22 protein-coding genes are annotated in these 21,550 nt (G+C 57.4%); 8 read left to right on the top strand and 14 right to left on the bottom strand.

The features are described 5' to 3' along the window. Positions 1-3: 3 nt before the first annotated feature. The 8 genes from rsuA to KFJ24_RS13675 all read right to left on the bottom strand — a co-directional run bounded on the left by rsuA (position 4) and on the right by KFJ24_RS13675 (position 7,468). Complete coding sequence (rsuA, locus tag KFJ24_RS13710) at positions 4-696, bottom strand: 16S rRNA pseudouridine(516) synthase RsuA (protein WP_250831648.1); 693 nt, start codon at positions 694-696, stop codon at positions 4-6. Continuing rightward, positions 696-1,724, bottom strand: coding sequence for a metal-dependent hydrolase (locus KFJ24_RS13705; protein ID WP_250831647.1), 1,029 nt, complete (start codon positions 1,722-1,724; stop codon positions 696-698). Before KFJ24_RS13705 ends, rsuA begins: the two co-directional genes overlap by 1 nt. A 6-nt stretch (positions 1,725-1,730) precedes the next feature. Next, positions 1,731-2,984, bottom strand: a complete 1,254-nt coding sequence (locus KFJ24_RS13700) for a lytic murein transglycosylase (protein ID WP_434968018.1) — start codon at positions 2,982-2,984, stop codon at positions 1,731-1,733. Positions 2,985-3,238: 254 nt separating this feature from the next. Further along, positions 3,239-4,555, bottom strand: coding sequence for a phosphate regulon sensor histidine kinase PhoR (gene phoR, locus KFJ24_RS13695; protein WP_250831646.1), 1,317 nt, complete (start codon positions 4,553-4,555; stop codon positions 3,239-3,241). Positions 4,556-4,608: 53 nt separating this feature from the next. Then, the gene (phoB, locus tag KFJ24_RS13690; RefSeq protein ID WP_250831645.1) at positions 4,609-5,301 is read right to left on the bottom strand and encodes a phosphate regulon transcriptional regulator PhoB; all 693 of its coding nucleotides are present in this window, start codon (positions 5,299-5,301) and stop codon (positions 4,609-4,611) included. Between the two features lie 77 nt (positions 5,302-5,378). After that, positions 5,379-6,266 carry a 4-hydroxybenzoate octaprenyltransferase gene (ubiA, locus tag KFJ24_RS13685; protein WP_250831644.1) on the bottom strand — a complete coding sequence of 296 codons (888 nt, stop codon included), beginning with the start codon at positions 6,264-6,266 and terminating at the stop codon, positions 5,379-5,381. A gap of 82 nt (positions 6,267-6,348) precedes the next feature. Next, the gene (locus KFJ24_RS13680) at positions 6,349-6,930 is read right to left on the bottom strand and encodes a chorismate--pyruvate lyase family protein (protein WP_250831643.1); all 582 of its coding nucleotides are present in this window, start codon (positions 6,928-6,930) and stop codon (positions 6,349-6,351) included. After that, complete coding sequence (locus KFJ24_RS13675) at positions 6,911-7,468, bottom strand: hypoxanthine-guanine phosphoribosyltransferase (RefSeq protein ID WP_250831642.1); 558 nt, start codon at positions 7,466-7,468, stop codon at positions 6,911-6,913. Before KFJ24_RS13675 ends, KFJ24_RS13680 begins: the two co-directional genes overlap by 20 nt. A 283-nt stretch (positions 7,469-7,751) precedes the next feature. Here KFJ24_RS13675 and KFJ24_RS13670 point away from each other — a divergent pair, with 283 nt between their 5' ends. The 3 genes from KFJ24_RS13670 (at position 7,752) to KFJ24_RS13660 (ending at position 10,083) form a co-directional block, all read left to right on the top strand. Continuing rightward, positions 7,752-7,919: a rubredoxin gene (locus KFJ24_RS13670; protein WP_250831641.1), complete on the top strand. Its 168-nt coding sequence runs from the start codon at positions 7,752-7,754 to the stop codon at positions 7,917-7,919. An 18-nt stretch (positions 7,920-7,937) separates the two neighbouring features. Further along, positions 7,938-9,092, top strand: coding sequence for an NAD(P)/FAD-dependent oxidoreductase (locus tag KFJ24_RS13665; protein WP_250831640.1), 1,155 nt, complete (start codon positions 7,938-7,940; stop codon positions 9,090-9,092). 136 nt (positions 9,093-9,228) lie between these two features. Then, positions 9,229-10,083, top strand: a complete 855-nt coding sequence (locus KFJ24_RS13660; RefSeq protein ID WP_250831639.1) for an acyl-CoA thioesterase — start codon at positions 9,229-9,231, stop codon at positions 10,081-10,083. Positions 10,084-10,149: 66 nt separating this feature from the next. On the opposite strand, the gene KFJ24_RS13655 is transcribed toward KFJ24_RS13660, so the two are convergent. After that, entirely contained in the window at positions 10,150-10,596 is a 447-nt protein-coding gene (locus KFJ24_RS13655; RefSeq protein ID WP_250831638.1) for a flavodoxin, read from the bottom strand. An 82-nt stretch (positions 10,597-10,678) separates the two neighbouring features. Next, positions 10,679-11,782 carry a GGDEF domain-containing protein gene (locus KFJ24_RS13650; RefSeq protein WP_250831637.1) on the bottom strand — a complete coding sequence of 368 codons (1,104 nt, stop codon included), beginning with the start codon at positions 11,780-11,782 and terminating at the stop codon, positions 10,679-10,681. A 205-nt stretch (positions 11,783-11,987) separates the two neighbouring features. Here KFJ24_RS13650 and KFJ24_RS13645 point away from each other — a divergent pair, with 205 nt between their 5' ends. Then, positions 11,988-13,547, top strand: a complete 1,560-nt coding sequence (locus KFJ24_RS13645) for an inorganic phosphate transporter (protein WP_250831636.1) — start codon at positions 11,988-11,990, stop codon at positions 13,545-13,547. Positions 13,548-13,644: 97 nt separating this feature from the next. Beyond that, positions 13,645-13,911 (top strand): hypothetical protein, encoded by a 267-nt coding sequence (locus KFJ24_RS13640; RefSeq protein WP_250831635.1) that lies wholly within the window; start codon positions 13,645-13,647, stop codon positions 13,909-13,911. Positions 13,912-13,986: 75 nt separating this feature from the next. Here KFJ24_RS13640 and panP read toward each other — a convergent pair whose 3' ends face one another. From panP to KFJ24_RS13620, 4 genes are all read right to left on the bottom strand, one after another. Continuing rightward, the gene (gene panP, locus KFJ24_RS13635) at positions 13,987-15,663 is read right to left on the bottom strand and encodes a pyridoxal-dependent aspartate 1-decarboxylase PanP (RefSeq protein ID WP_250831634.1); all 1,677 of its coding nucleotides are present in this window, start codon (positions 15,661-15,663) and stop codon (positions 13,987-13,989) included. Positions 15,664-15,856: 193 nt separating this feature from the next. After that, on the bottom strand, positions 15,857-16,195 hold the full coding sequence (locus KFJ24_RS13630) for a DUF503 domain-containing protein (RefSeq protein WP_250831633.1): 339 nt from the start codon (positions 16,193-16,195) through the stop codon (positions 15,857-15,859). A 158-nt stretch (positions 16,196-16,353) separates the two neighbouring features. Continuing rightward, on the bottom strand, positions 16,354-18,054 hold the full coding sequence (locus tag KFJ24_RS13625; protein ID WP_250831631.1) for an isovaleryl-CoA dehydrogenase: 1,701 nt from the start codon (positions 18,052-18,054) through the stop codon (positions 16,354-16,356). 2 nt (positions 18,055-18,056) lie between these two features. Beyond that, complete coding sequence (locus KFJ24_RS13620; protein ID WP_250831630.1) at positions 18,057-18,689, bottom strand: TetR/AcrR family transcriptional regulator; 633 nt, start codon at positions 18,687-18,689, stop codon at positions 18,057-18,059. 273 nt (positions 18,690-18,962) lie between these two features. On the opposite strand from KFJ24_RS13620, the gene KFJ24_RS13615 reads away from it, so the two are divergent. From KFJ24_RS13615 to hemB, 3 genes are all read left to right on the top strand, one after another. Further along, positions 18,963-19,184, top strand: a complete 222-nt coding sequence (locus tag KFJ24_RS13615; RefSeq protein WP_250831629.1) for a hypothetical protein — start codon at positions 18,963-18,965, stop codon at positions 19,182-19,184. Between the two features lie 155 nt (positions 19,185-19,339). Next, positions 19,340-20,371 carry a lipase secretion chaperone gene (locus KFJ24_RS13610; protein ID WP_250831628.1) on the top strand — a complete coding sequence of 344 codons (1,032 nt, stop codon included), beginning with the start codon at positions 19,340-19,342 and terminating at the stop codon, positions 20,369-20,371. A 141-nt stretch (positions 20,372-20,512) separates the two neighbouring features. Continuing rightward, a complete protein-coding gene (hemB, locus tag KFJ24_RS13605; protein WP_250831627.1) occupies positions 20,513-21,529 on the top strand; it encodes a porphobilinogen synthase in 1,017 nt (338 codons plus the stop codon). Positions 21,530-21,550: the final 21 nt, after the last annotated feature.

Raw genomic sequence — 21,550 nt, 5'->3', positions numbered from 1 at the left:
CCTTCAGGTCACGCTCTCAATCTCGTCACGTGTAAGTTCACGGTAGTCGCCGGTCTCGAGCGTTGAGTCGAGGATGATTTTCCCAATACGCTGGCGGTGCAGGGCTTCAACGTGATTCCCGACGGCAGCCAGCATTCGCTTCACCTGGTGATAGCGCCCCTCTGATATCGTCAGCTCTATCAAACGGTCTCCCAGGACTCTTACCTGTGCCGGTTTGGTGGGTGTGGGATCATTCCTCAGCAGTACTCCACGCTCCAACTCCCGCACTGCAGGCTCGGCCATCGGGTCGCTTAGGGTGACCCGGTAGGTCTTTGGGCAATTCACCCGGGGCGATGTGATTCGGTGAGACCATTGGCCATCGGTGGTCAGCAGTATCAATCCCGTCGTGTCTGCGTCCAGACGGCCAGCGAAGTGAAGGTTTCTCGCCATAGCCGGGGGGAGCAGGTCCAGTGCTGTGGGATGATCACTGTCCCGGGTTGCACTGACCACCCCCATGGGTTTGTTCATCATCAGATAACGTTCTCCGGGGAGGGTGCAGACCTCCCCGTCAAGAGTGACCCGGTTACCGGCCTGGATCTTTGTATTGGCGGACTTGCAGGGTTCGCCGTCAACGTGGACTCGCCCTCCACTGATGGTTCGTTTGGCGTCCTTGCGGGAAAGTTCAGTGCTGGTGGCGATAAACTGGTCCAGTCGCATCAGCAGCTTTGTCCGGCAGCGGGCGTGGTCAGGCTCGCCAGGCAAAGCACCGGGGTTTCACCGGTCAGTCGCGTCCACAGAAGTGACAGGGCTTCCGGATTTATCGGCGGTCTGGGTTCGAGAACGCTGGTTACAGGCTCAGGCCCGTCGCCATGTTCTGTCGCGATAACGAAGGTGAAAGGGTGTGCGCCAGGAATACCAAGGCGAATATCCGTCGCGGTTATCTGTTCACCGGAGAGCTGATAAGACAGAAATCCCCGTGTGAACCAATCCAGTCGCTGGGCCTCGGGGAAATCTGAGACGGTGTTGGCCAATTCCGGATCGCGAGGGAACTCCTCCAGGTTCAGAGAAATATCACCGTCAAAAAAACCGGTCACAATCTCCACATGCCGGTCTTCTGTCAGCGCTGTTGCCCGCCAGAGTATCGAGTTGAATGGCATCGGCTGAACCAGAATGGTGGGGTGTTCCAGTCCTGCCTTTGCAAAAGCTGGCCGAACCCGGTCGGTCATGATTTGTTGAGCGACGACCGTCCAGACTAGGTACAGGCTGGAAACCAGAATTCCGGTGGTCAGGGCGGTGGTAGCGGGCGGACGTATCAGAAAGGCAATGCATCCTGCCAACAGCGGGAGCGTATAGAGCGGATCAATGATGAAAATGCTGCTGACCGCAACCGGCGCTCCGAACGGCCAGAACAATTGCGTGCCATAGGTAGTGAACGAGTCCAGCAGCGGATGGGTGAGCAGGACCAGTCCGGTCAGTGCCAGCCATCGGGGGTAGCCGAGCTGGGGTTTCCAGCGCCACAGTATCCATGCAAACAGCATGGCAAGCGGCGTAAGAACGAACAGGGAGTGGCTGAAACCGCGGTGCTGGGTGAAGTTGGCAACCGCGGAGCCATAATCGATCACCACATCGAGATCGGGGAGGGTGCCCAGCAGGGCACCCGTAAGCAACGCCGATCGTCCGAGTGTCTTACCGGCAACCGCGCCAGCAAGGGCAGCCCCCAGGGCCGCCTGAGTTATCGAATCCATGGTGGGCTACCGGACCGCCGAAATATTCAACTGTTTCAGCACCTCTTCGCCGGGATAGCCATCGGCCACCAGACCAGAGGCCGCCTGGAATTTGCGGATCGCCGACCGGGTGCCAGGTCCCATGATGCCATCCGGCTTGCCACTGTCGTATCCACGTGTGTTGAGCGCTTCCTGGAGGCTCACTATCGAGGCTCGTGACAGGGCCGGGACGTCTTCGGGGGGCGGGTTCTGTAATTTGCCTGCTCCCGCCACCCGATCAGCCAGATGCCCTACGGCGATGGCATAGAACTCGGATCGGTTCCAGCCCATGATCACCTTGAAGTTATGGTAGGCCAGGAAAGCGGGGCCCTCATGGCCGGCTGGGACCACCAGTGCCGCTTCAACAGGCTCTTTGGCCAGGGCATGACCGAACGCATCGGTTATGCCGAGTTCCCGCCATTGTCGCAGCGGCAGGCGGCGACCGTCTGCCAGTGCGTAGTCGAAGTTATTCGGCAGCAAAACCTCACGGCCCCAGCGATAGTCGCCGTCCCAACCCATCGATTCGAGGAATCTGCCGGCTGACATCATGGCATCGGGCAGACTGTTCCAGAGATCCCTGCGGCCATCACCGTCGGCATCCACAGCATGTTTCAGAAAAACCGTTGGCATGAACTGGACGTGGCCCATGGCGCCTGCCCAGGAGCCTTCCATCTGATCCACGGGAATCGCCCCCTCGTCAATGATACGGAGGGCTGCAATCAATTGTTCGGTGAAAAAACGGCTGCGCCGGGCATCGCAGGCCAGGGTTGCCAGGGAGCTGGGTACCGACATCTTGCCGAAATAGCTGCCAAAATTGGTTTCCAGGCCCCAGAAGGCCACCAGGTAGGGCGCGGGCACCCCCGTTTTTCGGGTAACACTTGCCAGCAGGTCCTGGTGTTGTTCCAGCAGTTCGCGGCCTTTACTGATCCGGTCATTGTTAACCCGGCGATTGAGGTAATCGGCAAAGGTGGTGGTGAATTCCGGTTGACGACGGTCGAGCTCAATCACCCGGTCCAGGTGTTCCGCCTGTGCCATGACATCGGTCGCTGTCTTGCGGCTGACTCCGGCGGCGATCGCCTTCTCCTGCAAGCGTACCTTGCACTCGGCGAAACCGGTATCTGTGGAGGTTGTGGCGTTACTCTGGCCCAGAACTGGGAGTGCCAGAGTGGTCAAAAGGCCGGTCATTGAAAGGCGGAATAAAGCGTTCCGGCTGGGCAGAATCCTTGCAAAAATGTTCAGCACGCAAAACCTCGGTCAGGGTAACGGTGGTGTGGATGTCCCGGGCCTCCATGGTAGCGCGTTTTGCCGCGACAGAAATACCACGCGGGGCCCATCCGGGTGACAATTGTTTAACCTCAGGGTTCCCTTCTGTCGCTTTATCTGTCTGGTTTGTTGTCTTTTTGCAGCGGTCGGGTTTCCGGAATGGGGCTTTGCTCGGGATCTGGCCAAGAGAGCAGTGCACCAGCGTTGCCCGGTTGCGGTCTGGAGCACACTGATTATTCAGCTTTTTCTGGCACCCGCTCCACCAGTCGCTCGCGCGGGAAGTGACAGATAAATTCACTACCGTCGCCGATACGGCTGCGTATCTCCAGTTTGCCGTCATGGTTCAGCAGCACATGTTTGACGATGGCCAGGCCAAGGCCCGTGCCGCCCGTATCCTTGTGCCGACTGGGATCCGCCCGATAGAAGCGTTCAGTCAGACGGGGTATGTGGACCGGGTCTACGCCAATTCCGGTATCTTTGACTGACAGATGCGCACCTTCCCGGTTGGTACTCCAGGTGACGGTTATATGTCCACGGGCAGGCGTATACTTCACTGCATTGAAGATGAGATTTGAAAACGCACTGCGCAGCTGGCTTTCGTCGCCCTTTAGCAGTCGATGATCGTTAATGCTAATGGAGAATTCGTGTTGTTTCTCGCCGCTCAACACCCTGGCATCGCGACAGATCTGTTCAACGAGTTGGTTTACATCGGTGAGTGAGTCGTGGACTGTCTGTTCCCCGGTTTCAATTCTGGACAGCAGGATGAGGTCGGTTATCAGCGCCTCCATTCGGGAAGACTGTGCTGACATGGTATTAATTGCCCGCCGCCATTTCGGTGGCAAATCATCTGCATTGTCTACCAGGGTTTCCAGGTAACCACTGATAACGGTGAGTGGCGTTCGCATTTCGTGGGAAACGTTGCCCACGAAGTCCCGACGCATTTGCTCCAGTTGATACAGGCGGGTGACGTCTTTGGCCACGATCAACCGGTCATCGTCACCGAACAGGCTGATCTGGATCTGCAGGTGAATGTGGGGTTTGGCCGGGGAGTGGATTTCCAGTGGCTCACGATAATTACGGGAGTCGAAATACGCCTTGAAGGCGGGCATGCGTATCAGGTTGTGGATGTACTGACCGCGATCGGTGTTGCGCCGGAACCCGAGAAGATATTCGGCAGAACCGTTCCACCATTCCATGGCGCCTTTGGCATCCGTCATGATGACGCCATCTCGCATGGCGTTGGTGGATTCCTGTACCCGGTTGATTTGTGCCCGCAGCCGGTCCTGGGTTTTCAGGTGGTTCTGGTTCAGTTTGTGAAGGTTGTCGAAAATTTCACCCCACAGCCCGACACTTTGGGGCGCTTCGTCGTTTGCCCCGGTATTGGCAAGCCACTGGTAAAGGCGTTTGGCCTGCAACAGTGTCCACCAGAGGTAAAAGATCAGGCCGGCGGTCAGCCCGTAAAGCGGTTGGCCGAAGTAAAGGCCAATCAGGGTTGTCGCAGCCAGGCCGCTGACAATGATCCGCAGATATCGTGACCAGTTATGCTGCATCAAAAGCTGCCTTGTGTTGTTTCCGGGGCTGATGCTCAGCTGGCCGGGATTACTTAAGCGGCTCTGGTCGAGAAACGGTAGCCGGCTCCCCGAACCGTTTGAATCAGGTGGTCGTAGCGGTCACCCAACGCCTTGCGCAGCCGGCGAATGTGCACGTCGACGGTGCGTTCTTCCACATAGACGTTACCGCCCCAGACCTGATCGAGAAGTTGGGAGCGAGTATATACCCGTTCCTGGTGTGTCATGAAGAACTGAAGCAGACGATATTCTGTTGGACCCATGGTCAGGGCGCCGTTTTCCGTGGTGACGCGATGGCCTATCGGATCAAGCGTCAGGCCGTCTACTTCGATGGGGCTGTCGACGCCGGCTGGTGTCGCGCGGCGCAGCACGGCTTTCAGTCGTGCGACAAGCTCTCGCGGGCTGAAAGGCTTGGTGATGTAGTCATCTGCTCCGACCTCAAGACCCTGTATCTTGTTGTCTTCTTCCACCTTCGCGGTGAGCATGATGATGGGAATATCCGCAGTGGCCTCGTCCTTTTTCAGGCGTCGGGCCAGCTCGACGCCACTGGTGCCAGGCAGCATCCAGTCGAGCAGGACGAGATCCGGTCGCTTGTCGACAATCAGGGCGTGAGCTTCCCCGGCGTCCGCTGCTTCCATGTAGTCGTAATCTGCCATTTCGAGGGCCACGGCAATCATTTCCCGGATGGCTGCCTCGTCATCGACAATCAGGACGGTTTTTCCAGACATAAGCTATAACCTGTGTCAGACCTAGTATTTGTTGCTGACTCATTACATCGTCTAAGTATTACAAGTATATGACAGGTTTAGTGGATCATGAGGTCGATGACCAGGCCGGCAAATACAGAGAATCCTGCCCAGTTGTTGTTCAGAAATGCCTTGAAGCAACCTTCCCGCTTACGGTCGCGGGCCAGGTATTGCTGAAAGACAAACAAGCTGGCCATGCCGGCCAGCCCGAGGTAGTAGAAGGTCCCCAGTCCGGTGCGGCTTCCCACCATGATGAGAATAATCACTACCAGGGCCTGCAGAATGCCAATGATGGCGCGATCGGCATCGCCAAAGAGGATAGCTGTGGATTTAATGCCGACCTTGAGATCGTCGTCACGATCGACCATGGCGTAGAAAGTGTCATAGGCCACGGTCCAGAGTACGTTGGCCGTGAACAGGAGCCAGGTAACCTGGCTGAGTTCGTTAGCCTGTGCTGCCCAGGCCATGGGGATCGCCCAGGAGAACGCGGCGCCCAGAAATAGCTGTGGCAGATGTGTGTAGCGCTTCATGAACGGGTAGATAAAGGCCAGCAGGGCACCGCCGAAGGAGAGGTACAGGGTCAGGGTATTGGTGAACAGCACGACCATCAGGAATGAGATCAGGCACAGGCCAGCGAACAGGGCGACGGCTTCCCAGGCCTTTATCCGGCCCGCCGTCAGAGGGCGATCTTTAGTGCGCTTGACGTGCCGGTCCCAGTCCCGGTCGGCAAAATCGTTGATGGCGCAACCAGCGGCCCGCATGAAGAAAACACCCAGAGTAAAAATGACGATGTTGCCAATGTCCGGGCTGCCATCGCCGGCCAGCCAAAGGGCCCAGTAGGTTGGCCAGAGAAGCAGGAGGCTGCCAATAGGGCGGTCGATTCGGAGCAGTCTGGCGTAATCTGAAAGCCGGGTCTGAATAGAGTCGGGCATGACGTTGGGTAGCATAAAGCGTATCCATTCGGTGGTGCGCATGGTCGGCGGATGCAGGGATTATAGCCAGTGGCAGGATGCCGTTGAAAGACCGGTGCTAGCGATAGAGTCCGGGGAGAAAATACTCACCCACCAGCAGGGCTTTGCCTTTATTTGAAAAAAGCGACCGGCGGGCAACCTTCGGTTGCTCCGGGATGGTGTTCTTGCAGAGTCCCGTTTCCAGCGGCCCGCGCTGCCAGTCGGGGCTGCTGAACAGATAGGCTCCCAGTGGCTTGTTGCCAAGATGAAGCAGTCGCCGTCCCTCACCTTCCAGGCAGGGCAGGGGAATGATTGTCCGCGCCAGCACCCAGGGATTGCCGTCACCGCACAGGCGCACTTCCCGAATCCAGGCAAGTTGACGCAGGGGAATACCCAAATGCCTGGCCTCCTCCCGCGTCGGAAGTGAGAAGCCCTCATTTTGGACTTCAACATGGAACGACCGGGCGCACCTGCTCTGCAGGGCCCGGGTAAAGGAGCCTTCCACTTGCAGCCAGTAGCGCGCGGGCCCGTGTACTGCGGGGTTTCTGAGCCCGGCAGCGGCGAGCGAGCGGTACCAGTCGGTGGGAGGGATGCTCAGCTGCCGCTTATCAGAAAGACCGACAGGCTGGTCACCGCTGATATCAAAGTCCCTGAACGGCATAAATACCGGGGGCGTTGCGCCAGTAGCCTTTGTAATCCATGCCGTAACCGAACAGAAAACGGTCTTCCACTTCCAGGCCGGTAAAATCGGCTTTCAGATTCGGGTGGGCTTTACGCTCATGTTTCTTGTCGACCAATACCGCCGTCAGGACTTCCTTTGCTCCATGGGCCAGACAGTAGTCCGCGATGGCACACAGCGTCGTACCTTCGTCCAGGATGTCGTCCACTATCAGGATTGTCCGGTCTTTCATATCGGCGTCGGGGCGCAGTTTCCATTCAAGGATTCCGCCGGTTGTTTCCTGACGGTAACGGGTGGCATGAAGGTATTCCGCCTGGACCGGAAACTTCAACTGGGGGAGCAATTGGCCAGTGAGGATGAGACCGCCATTCATTACGCAGAACAGCAAGGGGTTGCTGTCCCTGAGACGGCCGGAAATATCGTCGGCCATATTCCGGATGGCAGCCTGTACCTGCTGTTCATCGACCAGGCAGTCAGCGTCGGCCATTACTTGGTTCATTTCGGCGACGGTATTGGTCATAACGGTCGGATCCTGTCGTAAAACGGGCGATTATACCGGAGAGCGCACCTGGAAGGGAGGGGCTGTCGTTGGCTGCCAGGTCTGTCTATGTAGGGATTGGCAGAAAACGCCAGGGCGCACTGTCTGAACTGGCATTGGTCAATATTGGGAGGATGGGTATGATGGCTTCCTGACTTTTCAGTGTCCGGTCTGGCGGGTATAGCCTGTGTAAACTGGATAAAACACTTGCGTGCATGATTGTCAGACAATTATCATCGCACCGGAATGATTTTGGAGAACGAGCATGAAGAAGTGGCAGTGTGTGGTTTGCGGCCTGATATACGATGAGGCGGAAGGCTGGCCGGAAGACGGTATCGAGCCCGGTACAAAGTGGGAAGACGTACCGGAAGACTGGATTTGCCCCGATTGCGGTGTAGGCAAGGAAGACTTTGAAATGATTGAGATCGGCTGATACTTACGGAGCAAGGTTATGACTGAGCAGGCCCCCATCGTTATTGTCGGCACCGGGTTGTCCGGCTATTCACTGGCGCGGGAAATCCGAAAGCACGACAAGGCCACACCGATTGTGATGGTGACGGCCGACGATGGCGTCAGTTATTCCAAGCCCATGCTGTCTACCGGCTTTACCAAGGCCAAGGATGCGGACGGGCTCGCCCAGGCATCGACGGACACAATGGCCGATCAGCTCGGAGTGCAGCTTCGGACCTTTACTACAGTCACCGGTATTGATCCTGAGGCCCATGAACTGATTCTGGGTGATGACCGGCTTGGGTACAGCAAGCTTGTGCTGGCCTGGGGCGCGGACGTGATTCGTCTGTCCCTTGCAGGGGATGGACAGGAACACGTGTTTTCCATTAATGACCTGATGGATTACCGGGCTTTCCGAAAAGCACTGGCTGAAGGCAAGCGAGTGGCCATCATGGGTGCCGGCCTTATTGGCTGTGAGTTTGCCAATGACCTCCGCAATGGAGACTACGAGGTGGATGTGATCGCGCCATCCGATGTGGTGATGCCCGGGCTTTTGCCTGCAGTCGCCGCCAATGCGGTTCAGGAGGAGCTGGAAAACCTTGGTGTTCATTTTCATCTTGAGACCGTGGTTGAGCGGATCGATCGTGCCGGCCAGGGCGTGCGCCTCACCCTTGCCAATGGAGAGGCTGTTGAAGCTGATCTGGTTATATCGGCAGTCGGCCTGCGCCCGCGTACCGGGCTTGCGGAAGCGGCAGGCATCGAGACCGGACGTGGTATCGCAGTCAACCGGGCTCTGGAAACCTCGGCAAGAGATATCTATGCAATGGGGGATTGCGCCGAGGTGGATGGTAATGTGTTGCTTTATGTTCTGCCTCTGATGGCCTGTGCCAGGTCACTGGCGAAAACCCTGACCGGTGAGCGGACGGAAGTCAGCTACGGCACCATGCCGGTGATGATCAAGACACCGTGCTGTCCTACAGCAGTTTGTCCGCCGCCCCCCGACGTTGCCGGAGATTGGGAGGTGGAACAGGATGGCACCGATGTAAAGGCGCTGTTCCGAAGCAAGGAAGGTAAAATTCTGGGCTTTGCCGTGACTGGCCGGTTTGCGGTTGAAAAGCAGGCGCTGTCGAAAGAAGTGCCACCTATTCATAGTTAATTGCCGGCCTTCCAGGTCGTTCCCTCCCGGATTCCGTGGGGGGATCCCCTCCGCATATTTGTTGCTTTTCATTGCGAAATTGTTCGGCTTGGGGTAGAAAACTCCTTCGTGTGCTAACGAAATGACAGGAGCAGGCATGCTTGAAGTAACAAAAAAGCTGGTGGATTTGCTGGATCTTTCACCTATTGGCGATGACCACTTTCAGGGTGACAGTGAAGATCTGGGCTTTCCCAATGTATTCGGCGGCCAGGTTCTGGGGCAGGCGCTGATGGCGGCCAGCCGAACTGTGGAAGGCCGTCCGTGTCATTCACTGCATGCCTACTTCCTGCGCCCCGGCAACCACAGCATGCCCATCGATTATGAAGTGCAGCGTGTGCGCGACGGAGGCAGTTTTTCCGTCCGCCGCGTGATTGCACGTCAGGCAGGCAAGGAGATACTGACCGGCTCGATGTCGTTTCAGGTTGCGGAAGAGGGCTTTGAACATCAGCTCGAAATGCCCGATGCTCCGGCACCGGATAGCCTCAAGTCCGAGCATGAGTGGAGTAGACTCATCGCCCCACATGCGCCTGAAAAAATGCGCAAATCCCTGACCCGGGATCGACCGATTGAAATTCGCCCGGTGGATCCCGTTAACCCGTTCAAGCCGGAAAAACGGCCACCTCATAAACAGAGCTGGCTCCGCGCCCAGGGCAAGCTGCCGGATGATCCGGTGCTGCACCAGTGCCTGCTGACCTATGCGTCGGACTTTCACTTCCTTGGGACCTCCCTGAATCCTCATGGTGTGACGTTTAACACCAAAAATCTTCAGGTAGCCAGCCTGGATCATGCCATTTGGTTCCACCGTGGCTTCCGCATGGACGAGTGGCTCCTGTACGACAAGGACAGCCCCAGTGCTTCGGCCGGACGTGGATTCAATCGGGGCAACGTCTTCAACCAGGACGGTGTACTGGTGGCCTCCACTACTCAGGAAGCATTGATCCGTCAGCGCTGAGTAATCAACCCGGCACCTGCTGTTGGCTGCCCGACCGGTGCAGCCAGTCCAGCGCCTCGTGTTTGGTCACAGCTGGTTAAGCCATTCCCTCACCCACGGCAACGCCTCGCTCTCCGGTTCCATGGTCTCCAGTGCATCAATGCGCAGGGTGTCACCGATCTTCCGGGCCGCCGTTTCATAAAGCGCCTCTTCCATCAGGTCGCCTGCGCCACAAAAGGTATCGCCATAGGAGCTGTCGCCCAGCACGATGATCCCGAAGGGCCGACCGGGTTGCTGGGGCAGCTGGTCTCGCAGAGAAACATAGAACGGGAGCAGGTTGGCAGGAATTTCACCCTGGCCTGTGGTGGAGGTACACACCAGCAGCGCATCATCGTTGGCAGTGATGTCTTCCAGGGCAGGGTTTTCAAGTACCGTGATCGGGTACCCTTGGTTCTCAAGGCTCTTTTTGATTTCCCGGGCAGTCAGCAGCGCGCCGCCGTAGACGCTGCCCACCAGAATTCGTATGGCAGTCATTTGTTTTCCTGTCAGCTGGTTAACGCCCCAGGCGTTAGGGGGAATAGGTGGCGCTCGATAATAATAGCAGGCAGCGATGCACTCAAGCCTGTGACTCTTCGGTTACCTCAACACTCTGACTGCGGACGCGAGGCGCAATGCGGTTTCGGCCGGCTTGCTTGGCGTTATACAGGTGGATATCGGCTTGTTTAAGCAGGTCTCCGATCGAGCCGGCTTTGGCTATTGAGCAGACACCGGCGCTGATGGTGACGGGGAGCTCCGCCCCCTGAAAAACGAACCGGTTTTTGGCGACTTCCGCGCGAAGCCGTTCGGCCAGGGTGAGTGCCTGGAGCAGGGAGGTATCCGGCAGCAGAATCAAAAACTCCTCTCCGCCCCAGCGGCTGGCCACGTCTGTCTGTCGGATGATGGCATTCATCATGGTAGAGAACGCACGAAGCACCTCGTCGCCAGCATCATGGCCAAACTGGTCGTTGATGCTCTTGAACAGATCAAGATCGATCAGGGCAATGGAGAAGTGGTGTCCTGAGCGCTGGTAACGGGAGAATTCGTTGGTTAGCCGGTTTTGCATGTCGCGGCGATTCGAGAGGCCCGTGAGTTCGTCGGTCTTGGCAGCATGCTCCTGGGTCTGGGCCAGTTCGACCAGTTCATTACGCGCTTTCAGCCGGCTGGCCTCAAGCACAAAGCAGAAAATGGATTCGAACGTCAGTGACGCAAAAAAGCGGATTTTAAAATCCAGGCTGTATTCCGCTGCGATCAGTGGCAATCCGGGAAACTGGAACACAACCACTGCGATCAGGTAACAGAAAAGCAGGATTGCCGTTCCTGTTTTCAGGTTGGTCAGGTAGAACAGCAGTGGGGGGAATACATAAAACCACAAAGGCCCGGTGTTGCTCTCGCCGCCAGAGGCAATCAGGTAGGCCAGCAAAAGGCCCACGATGGTGAGCAGGCCGCCTTTCTGTAAAGTGCGGTTACCGATTCTGGCGAAGGATGCCATATTGAAAGCGACCAGCACAGCAAAGGCCCAGAGCACCCAGGCGTGAGTGTCGTGCCCTGCAAACCAGGCTTTGCCTCCAATGGCGACCAGGAAGGCGATGGCCATTGCCGAAAGCCAGGTGAGCAGGAGTGAAACCTGGGCATCCTCCCGCTCACCGGCGGCCTGGTGGCTGGTTGTGGTGTGTTCTGTCATGAATGCCTTGCTGGAATTCTTGTATTTTTGACGCTTTTTTCTGGATTATGAGTCAACTTGGTGAATTTTTGCATGCCCAGGTCACAGTTCTGTGATCTGGGTGAAAAATGGCCGCTTTATTTCAATTTGGTGACAAAGATTTTATAGTTGCGTCGCAGCGAATGCTGCCATTATTCCATTCTGACCAAATGAGACCCCTTCTGTTATGGCCCGTTCAAGCGGATTTCTGGACACGATACTTACCAGCCCCTCCACGGAACGATACAGGGTCGGAATCAGCCTGCTGTTTTTACTCGGCATTTGGCTGACCGTTGGTGCTTTCAGCCAAGGAATGCCCAATAGCATGTTGCTGATGGCGGCCGCAGTCATCGGCGGCTATATGGCAATTAATATTGGCGCTAATGACGTAGCCAACAATGTGGGCCCGGCGGTGGGGTCCGGCGCGCTATCGCTTGGTGCTGCGGTCGTTTTGGCGGCCATTTTTGAATCTTCCGGCGCCCTGATTGCCGGTGGCGATGTGGTCTCGACCATCAAGGGCGGTATCATTGATCCCTCGTCACTTGGGAGCGGACAGGCTTTTGTCTGGTTGATGACAGCGGCTCTGCTCGCTGGCGCACTCTGGCTTAATCTGGCGACCTGGATGGGTGCGCCGGTATCCACTACGCATTCGATTGTCGGGGGTGTTCTCGGTGCCGGTATTGCTGCTGGTGGCTGGGGTATTGCCGATTGGGCGGTGATGGGCAAGATTGCTGCGAGCTGGGTGATTTCTCCTGTTCTCGGTGGTGCCCTTGCCGCGCTTTTCCTGCTGATGATCAAGAAAACGGTGCTTTACAGGAAGGATGTTGTGCCGGCTGCGCGGACCTTTGTGCCCTGGCTGGTGGCGGTTATGGCCTGGGCTTTCGGCACCTATCTGATGGTTAAGGGTGTCAAGAAAATCGTCAAGGTGGACTTTCTTGAGGCCTCACTGGTCGGTCTGGCTGCCGCAGCTATTGTTTTTTTCGCAGTTCGCGCCATGGTAAGCCGTCGTGCGGCAACGATGGAAAACAGCCCGAGTGGCGTAAGCGCACTGTTCACCTGGCCGCTGATCTTTGCGGCGGCGCTCTTGAGCTTTGCCCATGGCGCAAATGACGTTGCCAACGCTATCGGGCCGCTGGCGGCCATCAACGATGCCTTGTCCTCAGGCGCCGTAGTGACTTCTGCCAGCATTCCTCTGTGGGTAATGATGGTTGGTGCGCTGGGGCTGGCCGTCGGCCTGATGCTGTTTGGCCCGCGCCTGATCAAGACGGTGGGTAGTGAAATTACCGAGCTGGATAAAACCCGCGCCTTCTGCGTGGCGCTCTCGGCGGCCCTGACGGTCATTCTCGCCTCACAGCTTGGCCTGCCTGTCAGTTCCACCCATATCGCCATTGGTGGCGTATTTGGTGTCGGTTTTCTGAGGGAGTATCTGAAGTCCAATTACGCAACCCAGTTGCACAAGATCATGGAGCATCACGATCCGGAAGAGCAGAAGCGCCTCAAGCCGTTCCTCGATGATTTCCGCAATGCATCTGTGGAGGAAATGGAGAGCCTGCTAAAACAGGCGAAGAAGGAAAAGCAGGTGCCCCTGTCCAAATCCGAGCGCAAACGTCTGAAGAAAATCTATCGGGAAGAAATGGTCAAACGCTCGCACCTGGTGAGAATTGCAGCCGCCTGGATCATTACTGTGCCGGCCTCTGGCATTATGGCCGCCATCCTGTTCTTTACCTTGCGCGGCTTGCTGATCTGATGCCTATGGCTGGTTGTAACCAGCCAGTTTGGCCATACTATTATGGTCCTGAGGGGGTGTTTCATCCCCTCGCATACATCTGTCCGGGGAATGAAGTATGAGTACATCTGTTGAAAGCCGTCAGGCCAAGATTATTGATGAGCTTCGAGTGTTCATCAAAAAGGTGCTGAGTGAGCCCACCATCGCCGTCAAGTCCATGGACATCGCCCGGAAGCATCGCAACGAACCCAATGCCAACGAGGTTATTGCCCGGGAGATCAGCGCTAACACCACGATCCGGATTCCGGAGAGCTGGAGTGAGGCGGATCATATGTTCCTGGATATCATCCACGAAGTGCTGGATGACGAAGAGGCGCTTTACTGATTCCGGGCTGATCGTGCGGCATGTGAAAGGGGCGAAGCCTGCTTCGCCTCTTTCACGCCAAGCCGGTTGGCCGCTTCAGGCCTCTCTGGCATCTGGCTGGTGCTGATTTAACACGGTATCAGCCATATGGTGCAGAATGTCCATCTCATCCTGGATCCCTTCATCCGCTGACAGCTCCTGCTGTTCGGCCAGAATGTCTGTCAGTATTTCACGTGTGGTCAGCGGATTGGCCAGAACCACCCGGAAAACGATGCACGGGAAGTGATAGTACCGGGCGGGTTCCAGCCGGGTTCGGGAGACGAACGCCTTGCCCCGTTCCCGCTGGGTTTTCTGGATGAACTTGGTGATGCGGTTCAGGCAGGTGTTGAGTTTCTCTGCCTGCAGCGGATCAGCGATTGCCAGAGCCTGCTGGACCTTCTCGGGGCAATAGCGGTAGGTGAGGATGTTCAGCTCTGGTTTGGTGACCAGCTCGAAATCCCGCCCTGCTTCGATCATCTCCGCAAAGGTCGCGGCCTTCTCAATGCCCTGATCAATCAGGATTTCGTAGCCTTCACGCGCCAGGATCTTCAGGCCCGAATGGATCAGCATGGACATGCCCGGGCGGGAGCCTTCGAGGGTCGTGCTGCCAAGATCCCGCGAGCCTTTCCGGATAATGTACTGGGCGTGGTGTTCGACGGCACTGGCTAGGCTGGGGTCCTTGAAGACCACAAGGCCCACACCCATGGGCACATAAAGCTGTTTATGGGCGTCAAAGGTGACCGAATCGGCCTTCTCGATGCCGCGGAGCAGATATTTGTGGGTGCGTGAGAACAGGGTGGGGCCGCCCCAAGCCGCATCCACATGGAAGTGGGCGCCGAATTCCCGGGCGATATCCGCCATGCCATCAAGTGGGTCGACGTTGCCTGTCTCGGTTGTACCGGCGACCCCGCAAATTGCCATGACCTTGATCTTCTGCCGTTGCAGTTCCAGGCATTTATCTCGTAGTGCATCAGTCTGGATGCGGTTTTCGTCGTCCGTCTCCACCGGCACCAGAGACTCCCGACCCAGACCAAGAACATCGGCGGCCTTACGCAGGGAGTAGTGACCACGACGGGATACCACGATCGCGGCACCTTCGTACCCATAGTATTTCAGGGCTCTGAACAGGCCTTCCTGATGCAGGCCGCGGAAACTGCCCTCGGCCGGGAACGCGCGGTTGCGGGCCACCCAGAGCGCAGTCAGGTTGGCGACGGTGCCTCCGGAGCACATTGCACCAAGGGCAAAACGGGGGTCGTGCATCCATTTGCGGTAAAAGGCGCCGTCTTCCTCGTAAACCAGGCGGTGAATCATGCCCAGCACTTGCCGCTCCATGGGGGTGAACGCCTTGGAGGTCTCGGTCTTAACCAGGTTCTGGTTGAGTGCGATCATGATCTTTGACAACGGCAGCATGAAATAGGGCAGTGCCGAGGTCATATGCCCGATGAACGCAGGGGAAGCGGTATGAACAGAATTGGCTACCAGCTTGTCCAGCAGGAACTGGGCCTGCTCGGAGACGAACACGGGCTTCTCGGGGATGTCATAGTCCGAGAAGTCCTTTTCCACATCCGAAAGGTCACGTTCGAGCGCAACAATGTGCTCCTGCAGGAAGCCTGCAAGATTACGGGAAATGTTCTGGTCGATCCGGCTCAGCGTTGATTCCGGCGCCTCTGGCACCGTGAATACGCGATACATGGCCTCGACTGAGGCCTGTGCGGATTTTTTCTTTCCGGTCATAGACACCACGCATAATCAGTGGTTATCCGTTGGGCCGGTTCCGGATGCCCAAACGGATACGGCCGGAATGTATTTCCGGCATTAATAACTGGTCGCCTGTCGCTGGCAGGCGCACTGGCATCCCTGAGGGGGCGTAGTATACGGCGTGGTGAAACGTTACGCCACAAGGCCCCATTCCATTGCCTGCCGCCGGTCAGAGAATCTCCCGGTGTATATCCAGTATGGCAGCATCCACCCGTTCTTCGATGGCTTTTTCTACCTGATCGAGACGTTGGGTGATCTGCTGCGAGGAGGTGCCGAGGGCGGCGATGGTCCAGGTTGCGCAATCGAGCGCGTCCTGATCAGCAGTTTCGGCCACGGCCAGGTCCGCCTCTTTGCCCCACACTGCCCGGAGCGCCGTGAATACCTTTCGTTTGGCTTTGAGATCTTCACAGCCGTAGAGCTGGAAGTGCAGGGTCAGCACGCCCACATGCGGGGTGATCACCGGCTGCGGGCCGGACTGGGACAGGAGTTTTCTCAGGGCTTCAGACATAAAGTTCTGCGCAGGAACCGCTGGGGGGGGGAAGCCTTTCCAAAACACGCTGTGAGTACGTCCATGTACCCTCGGCTCTGCCATCCATGGCAACCGCACGGTTTTCGAAAGGTTCCCCCAAGCGGTTCTCAGACCGTGTTGGTGGATTCGAATGTTGATCAGCCTACTACAGGCGTTGCCCGTTTGATAATGGCTGCGGGGTCGGTGCCCGAGGGCAGGTTGCCATAATTCATGCCGCCTGCGGATTCCAGTCGGGCGGCGCAGAAGGCGTCTGCGACGGCTTTGTCTGAGTGGCGGATCAGCAAAGAGGCCTGCATGACCAGTGCCATGCGGTCCACCAGGTTACGTGCCCGGTACTGGAAATCGCTGATGTCGGCGAAGTCATTCTGCAGTTGCGCAAGGAACCGATCAAACCGTCTGTCGGCTCCTTTGGCCTCAGCGGCTTCCCGGAAGAACGCGTCGAGGGTTTCCGGTTCCTTGTGAAGCGCGCGGAGGGTGTCCAGGCACTGTACATTACCACTACCCTCCCAGATGGCGTTGACCGGCGATTCCCTGAACAACCGGGGCATGATGCAGTCTTCCATGACGCCACTGCCGCCTATGCACTCCATTGCTTCGTAGGCATGGTTCGGGGTGCGTTTACAAATCCAGTATTTGCCAACTGGTGTGGCGAGGCGTGCCAGTAAGCGCTCATGTTCCTGGTCCTGATTATCCAGGGCGCGGGCGATACGCATGGTGTAGGCAAGGGCAGCTTCGCTCTCCAGAGCAAGATCTGCCAGAACGTTCTGCATCAGGGGTTGTTCGATCAGGCGATTGCCAAAGGCACTGCGATGCCGGCAGTGGTGGGTGGCCTGGGCCACAGCCTGGCGCATGCCGGCGGAGCTGCCGATCATGCAGTCAAAACGGGTCATGGCCACCATTTCAATAATGGTGGGAACACCACGACCTTCGTTGCCGACCATCCACGCCAGAGCGCCGCGTAATTCGGCCTCGCTTGAGGCGTTGGCGACGTTGCCCATCTTGTTCTTAAGGCGCTGGACGTGCCATGGGTTCTTGGTGCCATCGGGGCGCCAGCGAGGCATCAGAAAACAGGATAACCCGCCTCGGGTCTGTGCCAGCACCAGAAAGGCGTCGCACATGGGGGCGGACACAAACCATTTGTGGCCAACAAGTTCATAGGCCTGCCCCGCCCCTTCCGCTCCGATCGGGTAGGCCCTGGTAGTGTTCGCACGAACATCACTGCCACCCTGCTTTTCGGTCATGGCCATGCCAATAGTGACCGAGGTTTTCAGGCTGTCCGGAGCATTGCGCGGATCATAGCCATTGGCCAGAATGCGCTGTTCCCAGTCTTTTGCCAGCTCCGGCTGTTTGCGGATGGTGGGAATGGCTGCAAAGGTCATGGTCACCGGGCAGCAGTGTGCTGCTTCCACCTGGGAGTGCATGTAATACCTGGCGGCACGGGCTACGTGGGCGCCCTTGCCGGGATGCGTCCACGGGCTGCTGTGCAGGCCGTTTTCCAGGGCAATGCGCATCAGCTCATGATAGGCGGGGTGGAAATCCACTTCATCGATGCGATGGCCAAACCGGTCGTGGGTATTGAAGACTGGTTTGTTGCTGTTGGCGCGGAAGCCAAGATCAATGGTTTCCGCGGCGCCAGCGAGGGCGCCAAACTGTCTCAGGTCTTCTGTTGCTGCCCCGGCGCCCTCCCTGTGAACAGCTTGCTGCAGGGCAGTGTCCTGGTCGAAGAGGTTGTAGTTCTCCAGGGCAGGGGGTTGGTTGAACACCTCGTGAGTGGTCGCCAGGTAGCGACTTTCATCCTCATTGTCCGGGACTTCGGGGTAAGGCTGCCCTGCGTTCATGGTTAGCTCCGTGTGCCGGTCAACCCCTGCATGCAAAAGCGAATGATGGCGTTGACCAGTGAATGATCATTGTCTGTTGTGGTGGCGGATGCCTGGCTGGACTGGGTCGGTGACAGCGGCCCCACCAGACTCTCCGCAATGGCGCCAACCAGGCAGGTGCTGCTTTGGCGGGCGTCCTGATCTGGAACGCACCCCTCCTTGATGCCTTCGAGGATTGCTTGCTCGAACAGGCCTGCATATGCCTTTCGGTATGCCAGTCGTTCCTCTTCCACCTTTGGGTCTACTGGTTCGGCAATCAGCGACCAGGCCATCACCGGACCACGCAACGCCCGCTCGGCGAACTGTCTCAGGGCAGACTCAAGCCGGGTTGTGGCGTCGCCAGTTGTGGTGAGCGACTCGGCAACCTTGTCCACTTCTCTCTGGGTGGCCAGCCGGAATACTTCCGCAAACAGGTCTTCCCGTGATTCGAAGTGCCGATAGATGGTGCCCGTGGCAACGTCGGCCAAGCCTGCTATCCGGGTAATCCGGGCGCTGCGGAAACCGCCGTTGGCAACGCATTCATAGGTGCAGTCAATAATCCGTTGTCGCGCCAGGGCTTTGCGTTGGCGCATTTTCTCGGTTTCACGGTAGGCCATGGCGGCTCCCTACAAGTAGTGAATCAATATTCATTCTTTTTGTCAATTTAATGACCTTTTATTGTTGGCCATTTTATATTTCAAATTCAGAAGCTTAATGACATTTACAAAAATTTACAAAAAAGTCGACAGATGAAAATAGCGCTGTTACAAAAACCGGATTATAAAGACGCCAAGACGGGGTCGTTAATATCATTTCGTCGAGACGGAGTGTAGTTGCCCGGCGTGGTTGCAGCACTCGATCAATCTGTTTTCGTTGATGGAGAAAAGGCCATGAGTGAATTCGACGAAAGCAATATGGAGCAGTCCGGAAACTGGGGCAGCGACAGTGATGACGGTCATTCCGTTGCCGGTCGTGCTCGTGTGCGCGCACAACTGCAAGCGGATATCGAAGCCTATTTGAGTCAGGGTGGGCAGATTCAGGAAGTGGACACCTGCTTTCGGTCTGACTCCCCCCGCAAGGTGGAAGTGGGTTTTAATAACCGCTCCCTCTGATCTTGCTCGGAACAGAACCGGGACCTCAGGGTCCCGGTTCTGTTTTTGACGCCGTTCTCGGTAGTACCTGCCGCTCTGGTTTATTCTCGTGCAACGTGATTGCGTCCGGGAGATTGCCCTGGCGCGAACAAGCCGCTGAGATAAAAGGACTTTCTGTGACCATCAAAGCCCTTAACAGGCCGCTGGTGCTGCTGATAATGGCAGTTGTCGCTGGCTTCTGGTTAATGTCAGGAGGTCAGGACAGCGGTACACCGAAGGCTGCAATACCCGTCGTCAATGAGCCGCGTGTATCTGCCCCGGAGGAGGCGCCAGAAGAGCCCGTCGAGCAGCCATCCCGGATGGTGGGTAAGGCCAGCAAAGCCCCCTTGCCTGAGCGTTTACCGCCGTCACTGGCCGGCACGTCCGTACCCTCCGGATGGGCGAGGCTGGATGGCGGTGGCGCGCTGATCCCGACCCCGGAGTTGCGTCAGATGTTTGAGTATTATCTGTCAGCACTGGGTGAAGAATCCCTGCAGCAGCTGGTTGCCCGGATTGAAAAAACGCTGTCGGTCCTTGATGAACCGGCTCGCAGCCAGGCGTTGGACACGTTGGGTGCTTATCTGGATTACAAGTTGGCGGTATCGGATCTTGAAGCGGCCTTTGGTGGTGTTGACCAGCTTTCTGCTGCTGAAATGCAACAGAGGATGGAGGAAATACAGGCACTGCGCCGGACGTGGATGGACAGCCAGACAGCGGAAGCCTTTTTCGCGCAGGAAGAGGCTGTGGATCGATTCCAGATCGAGAAGTTGCGTATCGTCCGGGATGACACGTTGAGCGCGGAGCAGAGGCAAACGGCGCTTGCCCGGGCCGAATCGGAATTGCCAGAGCCTGTGAGGAGCGCCCGCAAGGAAACACGCCGTTTTACAGACTATGAACAGGCCCGCAGGAAGCTGGCGGATGATCCGGATGCCCTTCAGGCCTGGCGGGAACAAGCCTTTGGTGCGGACACCGCAAGTCGTCTCGCCGAAGTGGAACAGGAGCAGCAGGCCTGGGATTTGCGCTGGCAAGCCTATTCTTCAGACCGCGAAACATTGATGTCGTCCGGGCTTGCCGGTCCAGAGCTTGAGGCAGCCATCGTCCGGCTGCGGAGGCAGCATTTCAGTGAAACTGAACAGGTCCGGGCCCGGGCGCTCGATTCCATTCGGTAACCCGGTTGTCATATATGGTCTCTAAGCTGTTGAGGGAGCCTGCAACCGGCGGTCACAGGCGTGTATGATGGTATGTATAAACGCCGTTTGGGCGTTGCCACCATCCATCCAAATTCCCTGTCGTTTTCCAGGAGGTTATCTGTGCCGAGTCCGACTCCCCGCGCTTTCCCCGCTACCCGTCTGCGTCGCAACCGGGCGAGTGATTTTTCCCGTCGCCTGGTCCGGGAGCATCAGCTGACACCGGATAACCTGATTTTTCCGGTTTTCGTGCTGGAAGGCGAAGGGCAGCGGGAACAGGTGCCGTCCATGCCTGGCGTTGAGCGATTGAGTATCGATCTTCTGGTTGAGCAGGCGGCGGAGCTGATGGAGCTTGGTATTCCCGCAGTGGCACTGTTTCCGGTTGTGCCGGCCGGGCAGAAGAACCTGTCCGGATCCGGAGCCTGGGACCCCGACGGCCTGGCCCAGCGGGCAGTTCGTGCCCTGAAAAAGGCCCAGCCTGAGCTGGGGGTGATCACCGATGTGGCACTGGATCCGTTCACCACTCATGGGCAGGACGGCATCATTGATAATGACGGCTATGTGCTGAATGACGTGACCGTGGAGGCGCTGGTTAGCCAGGCCCTGTCCCATGCTGATGCCGGAGCCGATGTGGTAGCGCCATCAGATATGATGGATGGGCGCGTGGGGGCTATTCGTGAGGCCCTGGAATCGGCCGGTTATGTGAATACGCGGATACTGGCCTATTCTGCCAAGTATGCGTCCAGTTACTACGGACCTTTCCGCGATGCTGTCGGCTCCGCTGGCAATCTTGGCAAGGGTAATAAGTCGACCTATCAGATGGACCCTGCCAACAGCGATGAGGCTATCCATGAAGTGGCCATGGATCTCGCTGAGGGTGCAGATATGGTGATGATCAAGCCGGGCATGCCTTATCTCGACATCGTCTATCGCGTGAAGAAAGAACTGCAGGTGCCTACCTTTGTCTATCAGGTCAGTGGCGAGTACGCCATGCATATGGCGGCCGCACAGAATGGCTGGCTGGATGGCGATGCAGTGATGATGGAGAGTTTGACAGCCATGCGTCGCGCCGGAGCCGATGGCATTCTGACCTATTTTGCGTTGCGCGCCGCCCGGTTGATGAGAGAACAGGGGCGCTGAGCGGGTAAATGATATTCAAGC

This window comes from Marinobacter sediminum (assembly GCF_023657445.1).
Classification (GTDB): domain Bacteria; phylum Pseudomonadota; class Gammaproteobacteria; order Pseudomonadales; family Oleiphilaceae; genus Marinobacter; species Marinobacter sediminum_A.
Note: the sequence above shows the minus strand (reverse complement) of the source record. Positions and strands in the feature narration are given on the sequence as shown.

What these genes read in the sequence shown, in the direction of transcription:
- rsuA (WP_250831648.1), bottom strand. Translation starts at nt 696, where the DNA reads ATGCGACTGGACCAGTTTATCGCCACCAGCACTGAACTTTCCCGCAAG.
- KFJ24_RS13705 (WP_250831647.1), bottom strand. Translation starts at nt 1,724, where the DNA reads ATGGATTCGATAACTCAGGCGGCCCTGGGGGCTGCCCTTGCTGGCGCG.
- phoR (WP_250831646.1), bottom strand. Translation starts at nt 4,555, where the DNA reads ATGCAGCATAACTGGTCACGATATCTGCGGATCATTGTCAGCGGCCTG.
- phoB (WP_250831645.1), bottom strand. Translation starts at nt 5,301, where the DNA reads ATGTCTGGAAAAACCGTCCTGATTGTCGATGACGAGGCAGCCATCCGG.
- ubiA (WP_250831644.1), bottom strand. Translation starts at nt 6,266, where the DNA reads ATGCTACCCAACGTCATGCCCGACTCTATTCAGACCCGGCTTTCAGAT.
- KFJ24_RS13680 (WP_250831643.1), bottom strand. Translation starts at nt 6,930, where the DNA reads ATGCCGTTCAGGGACTTTGATATCAGCGGTGACCAGCCTGTCGGTCTT.
- KFJ24_RS13675 (WP_250831642.1), bottom strand. Translation starts at nt 7,468, where the DNA reads ATGACCAATACCGTCGCCGAAATGAACCAAGTAATGGCCGACGCTGAC.
- KFJ24_RS13670 (WP_250831641.1), top strand. Translation starts at nt 7,752, where the DNA reads ATGAAGAAGTGGCAGTGTGTGGTTTGCGGCCTGATATACGATGAGGCG.
- KFJ24_RS13665 (WP_250831640.1), top strand. Translation starts at nt 7,938, where the DNA reads ATGACTGAGCAGGCCCCCATCGTTATTGTCGGCACCGGGTTGTCCGGC.
- KFJ24_RS13660 (WP_250831639.1), top strand. Translation starts at nt 9,229, where the DNA reads ATGCTTGAAGTAACAAAAAAGCTGGTGGATTTGCTGGATCTTTCACCT.
- KFJ24_RS13655 (WP_250831638.1), bottom strand. Translation starts at nt 10,596, where the DNA reads ATGACTGCCATACGAATTCTGGTGGGCAGCGTCTACGGCGGCGCGCTG.
- KFJ24_RS13650 (WP_250831637.1), bottom strand. Translation starts at nt 11,782, where the DNA reads ATGACAGAACACACCACAACCAGCCACCAGGCCGCCGGTGAGCGGGAG.
- KFJ24_RS13645 (WP_250831636.1), top strand. Translation starts at nt 11,988, where the DNA reads ATGGCCCGTTCAAGCGGATTTCTGGACACGATACTTACCAGCCCCTCC.
- KFJ24_RS13640 (WP_250831635.1), top strand. Translation starts at nt 13,645, where the DNA reads ATGAGTACATCTGTTGAAAGCCGTCAGGCCAAGATTATTGATGAGCTT.
- panP (WP_250831634.1), bottom strand. Translation starts at nt 15,663, where the DNA reads ATGACCGGAAAGAAAAAATCCGCACAGGCCTCAGTCGAGGCCATGTAT.
- KFJ24_RS13630 (WP_250831633.1), bottom strand. Translation starts at nt 16,195, where the DNA reads ATGTCTGAAGCCCTGAGAAAACTCCTGTCCCAGTCCGGCCCGCAGCCG.
- KFJ24_RS13625 (WP_250831631.1), bottom strand. Translation starts at nt 18,054, where the DNA reads ATGAACGCAGGGCAGCCTTACCCCGAAGTCCCGGACAATGAGGATGAA.
- KFJ24_RS13620 (WP_250831630.1), bottom strand. Translation starts at nt 18,689, where the DNA reads ATGGCCTACCGTGAAACCGAGAAAATGCGCCAACGCAAAGCCCTGGCG.
- KFJ24_RS13615 (WP_250831629.1), top strand. Translation starts at nt 18,963, where the DNA reads ATGAGTGAATTCGACGAAAGCAATATGGAGCAGTCCGGAAACTGGGGC.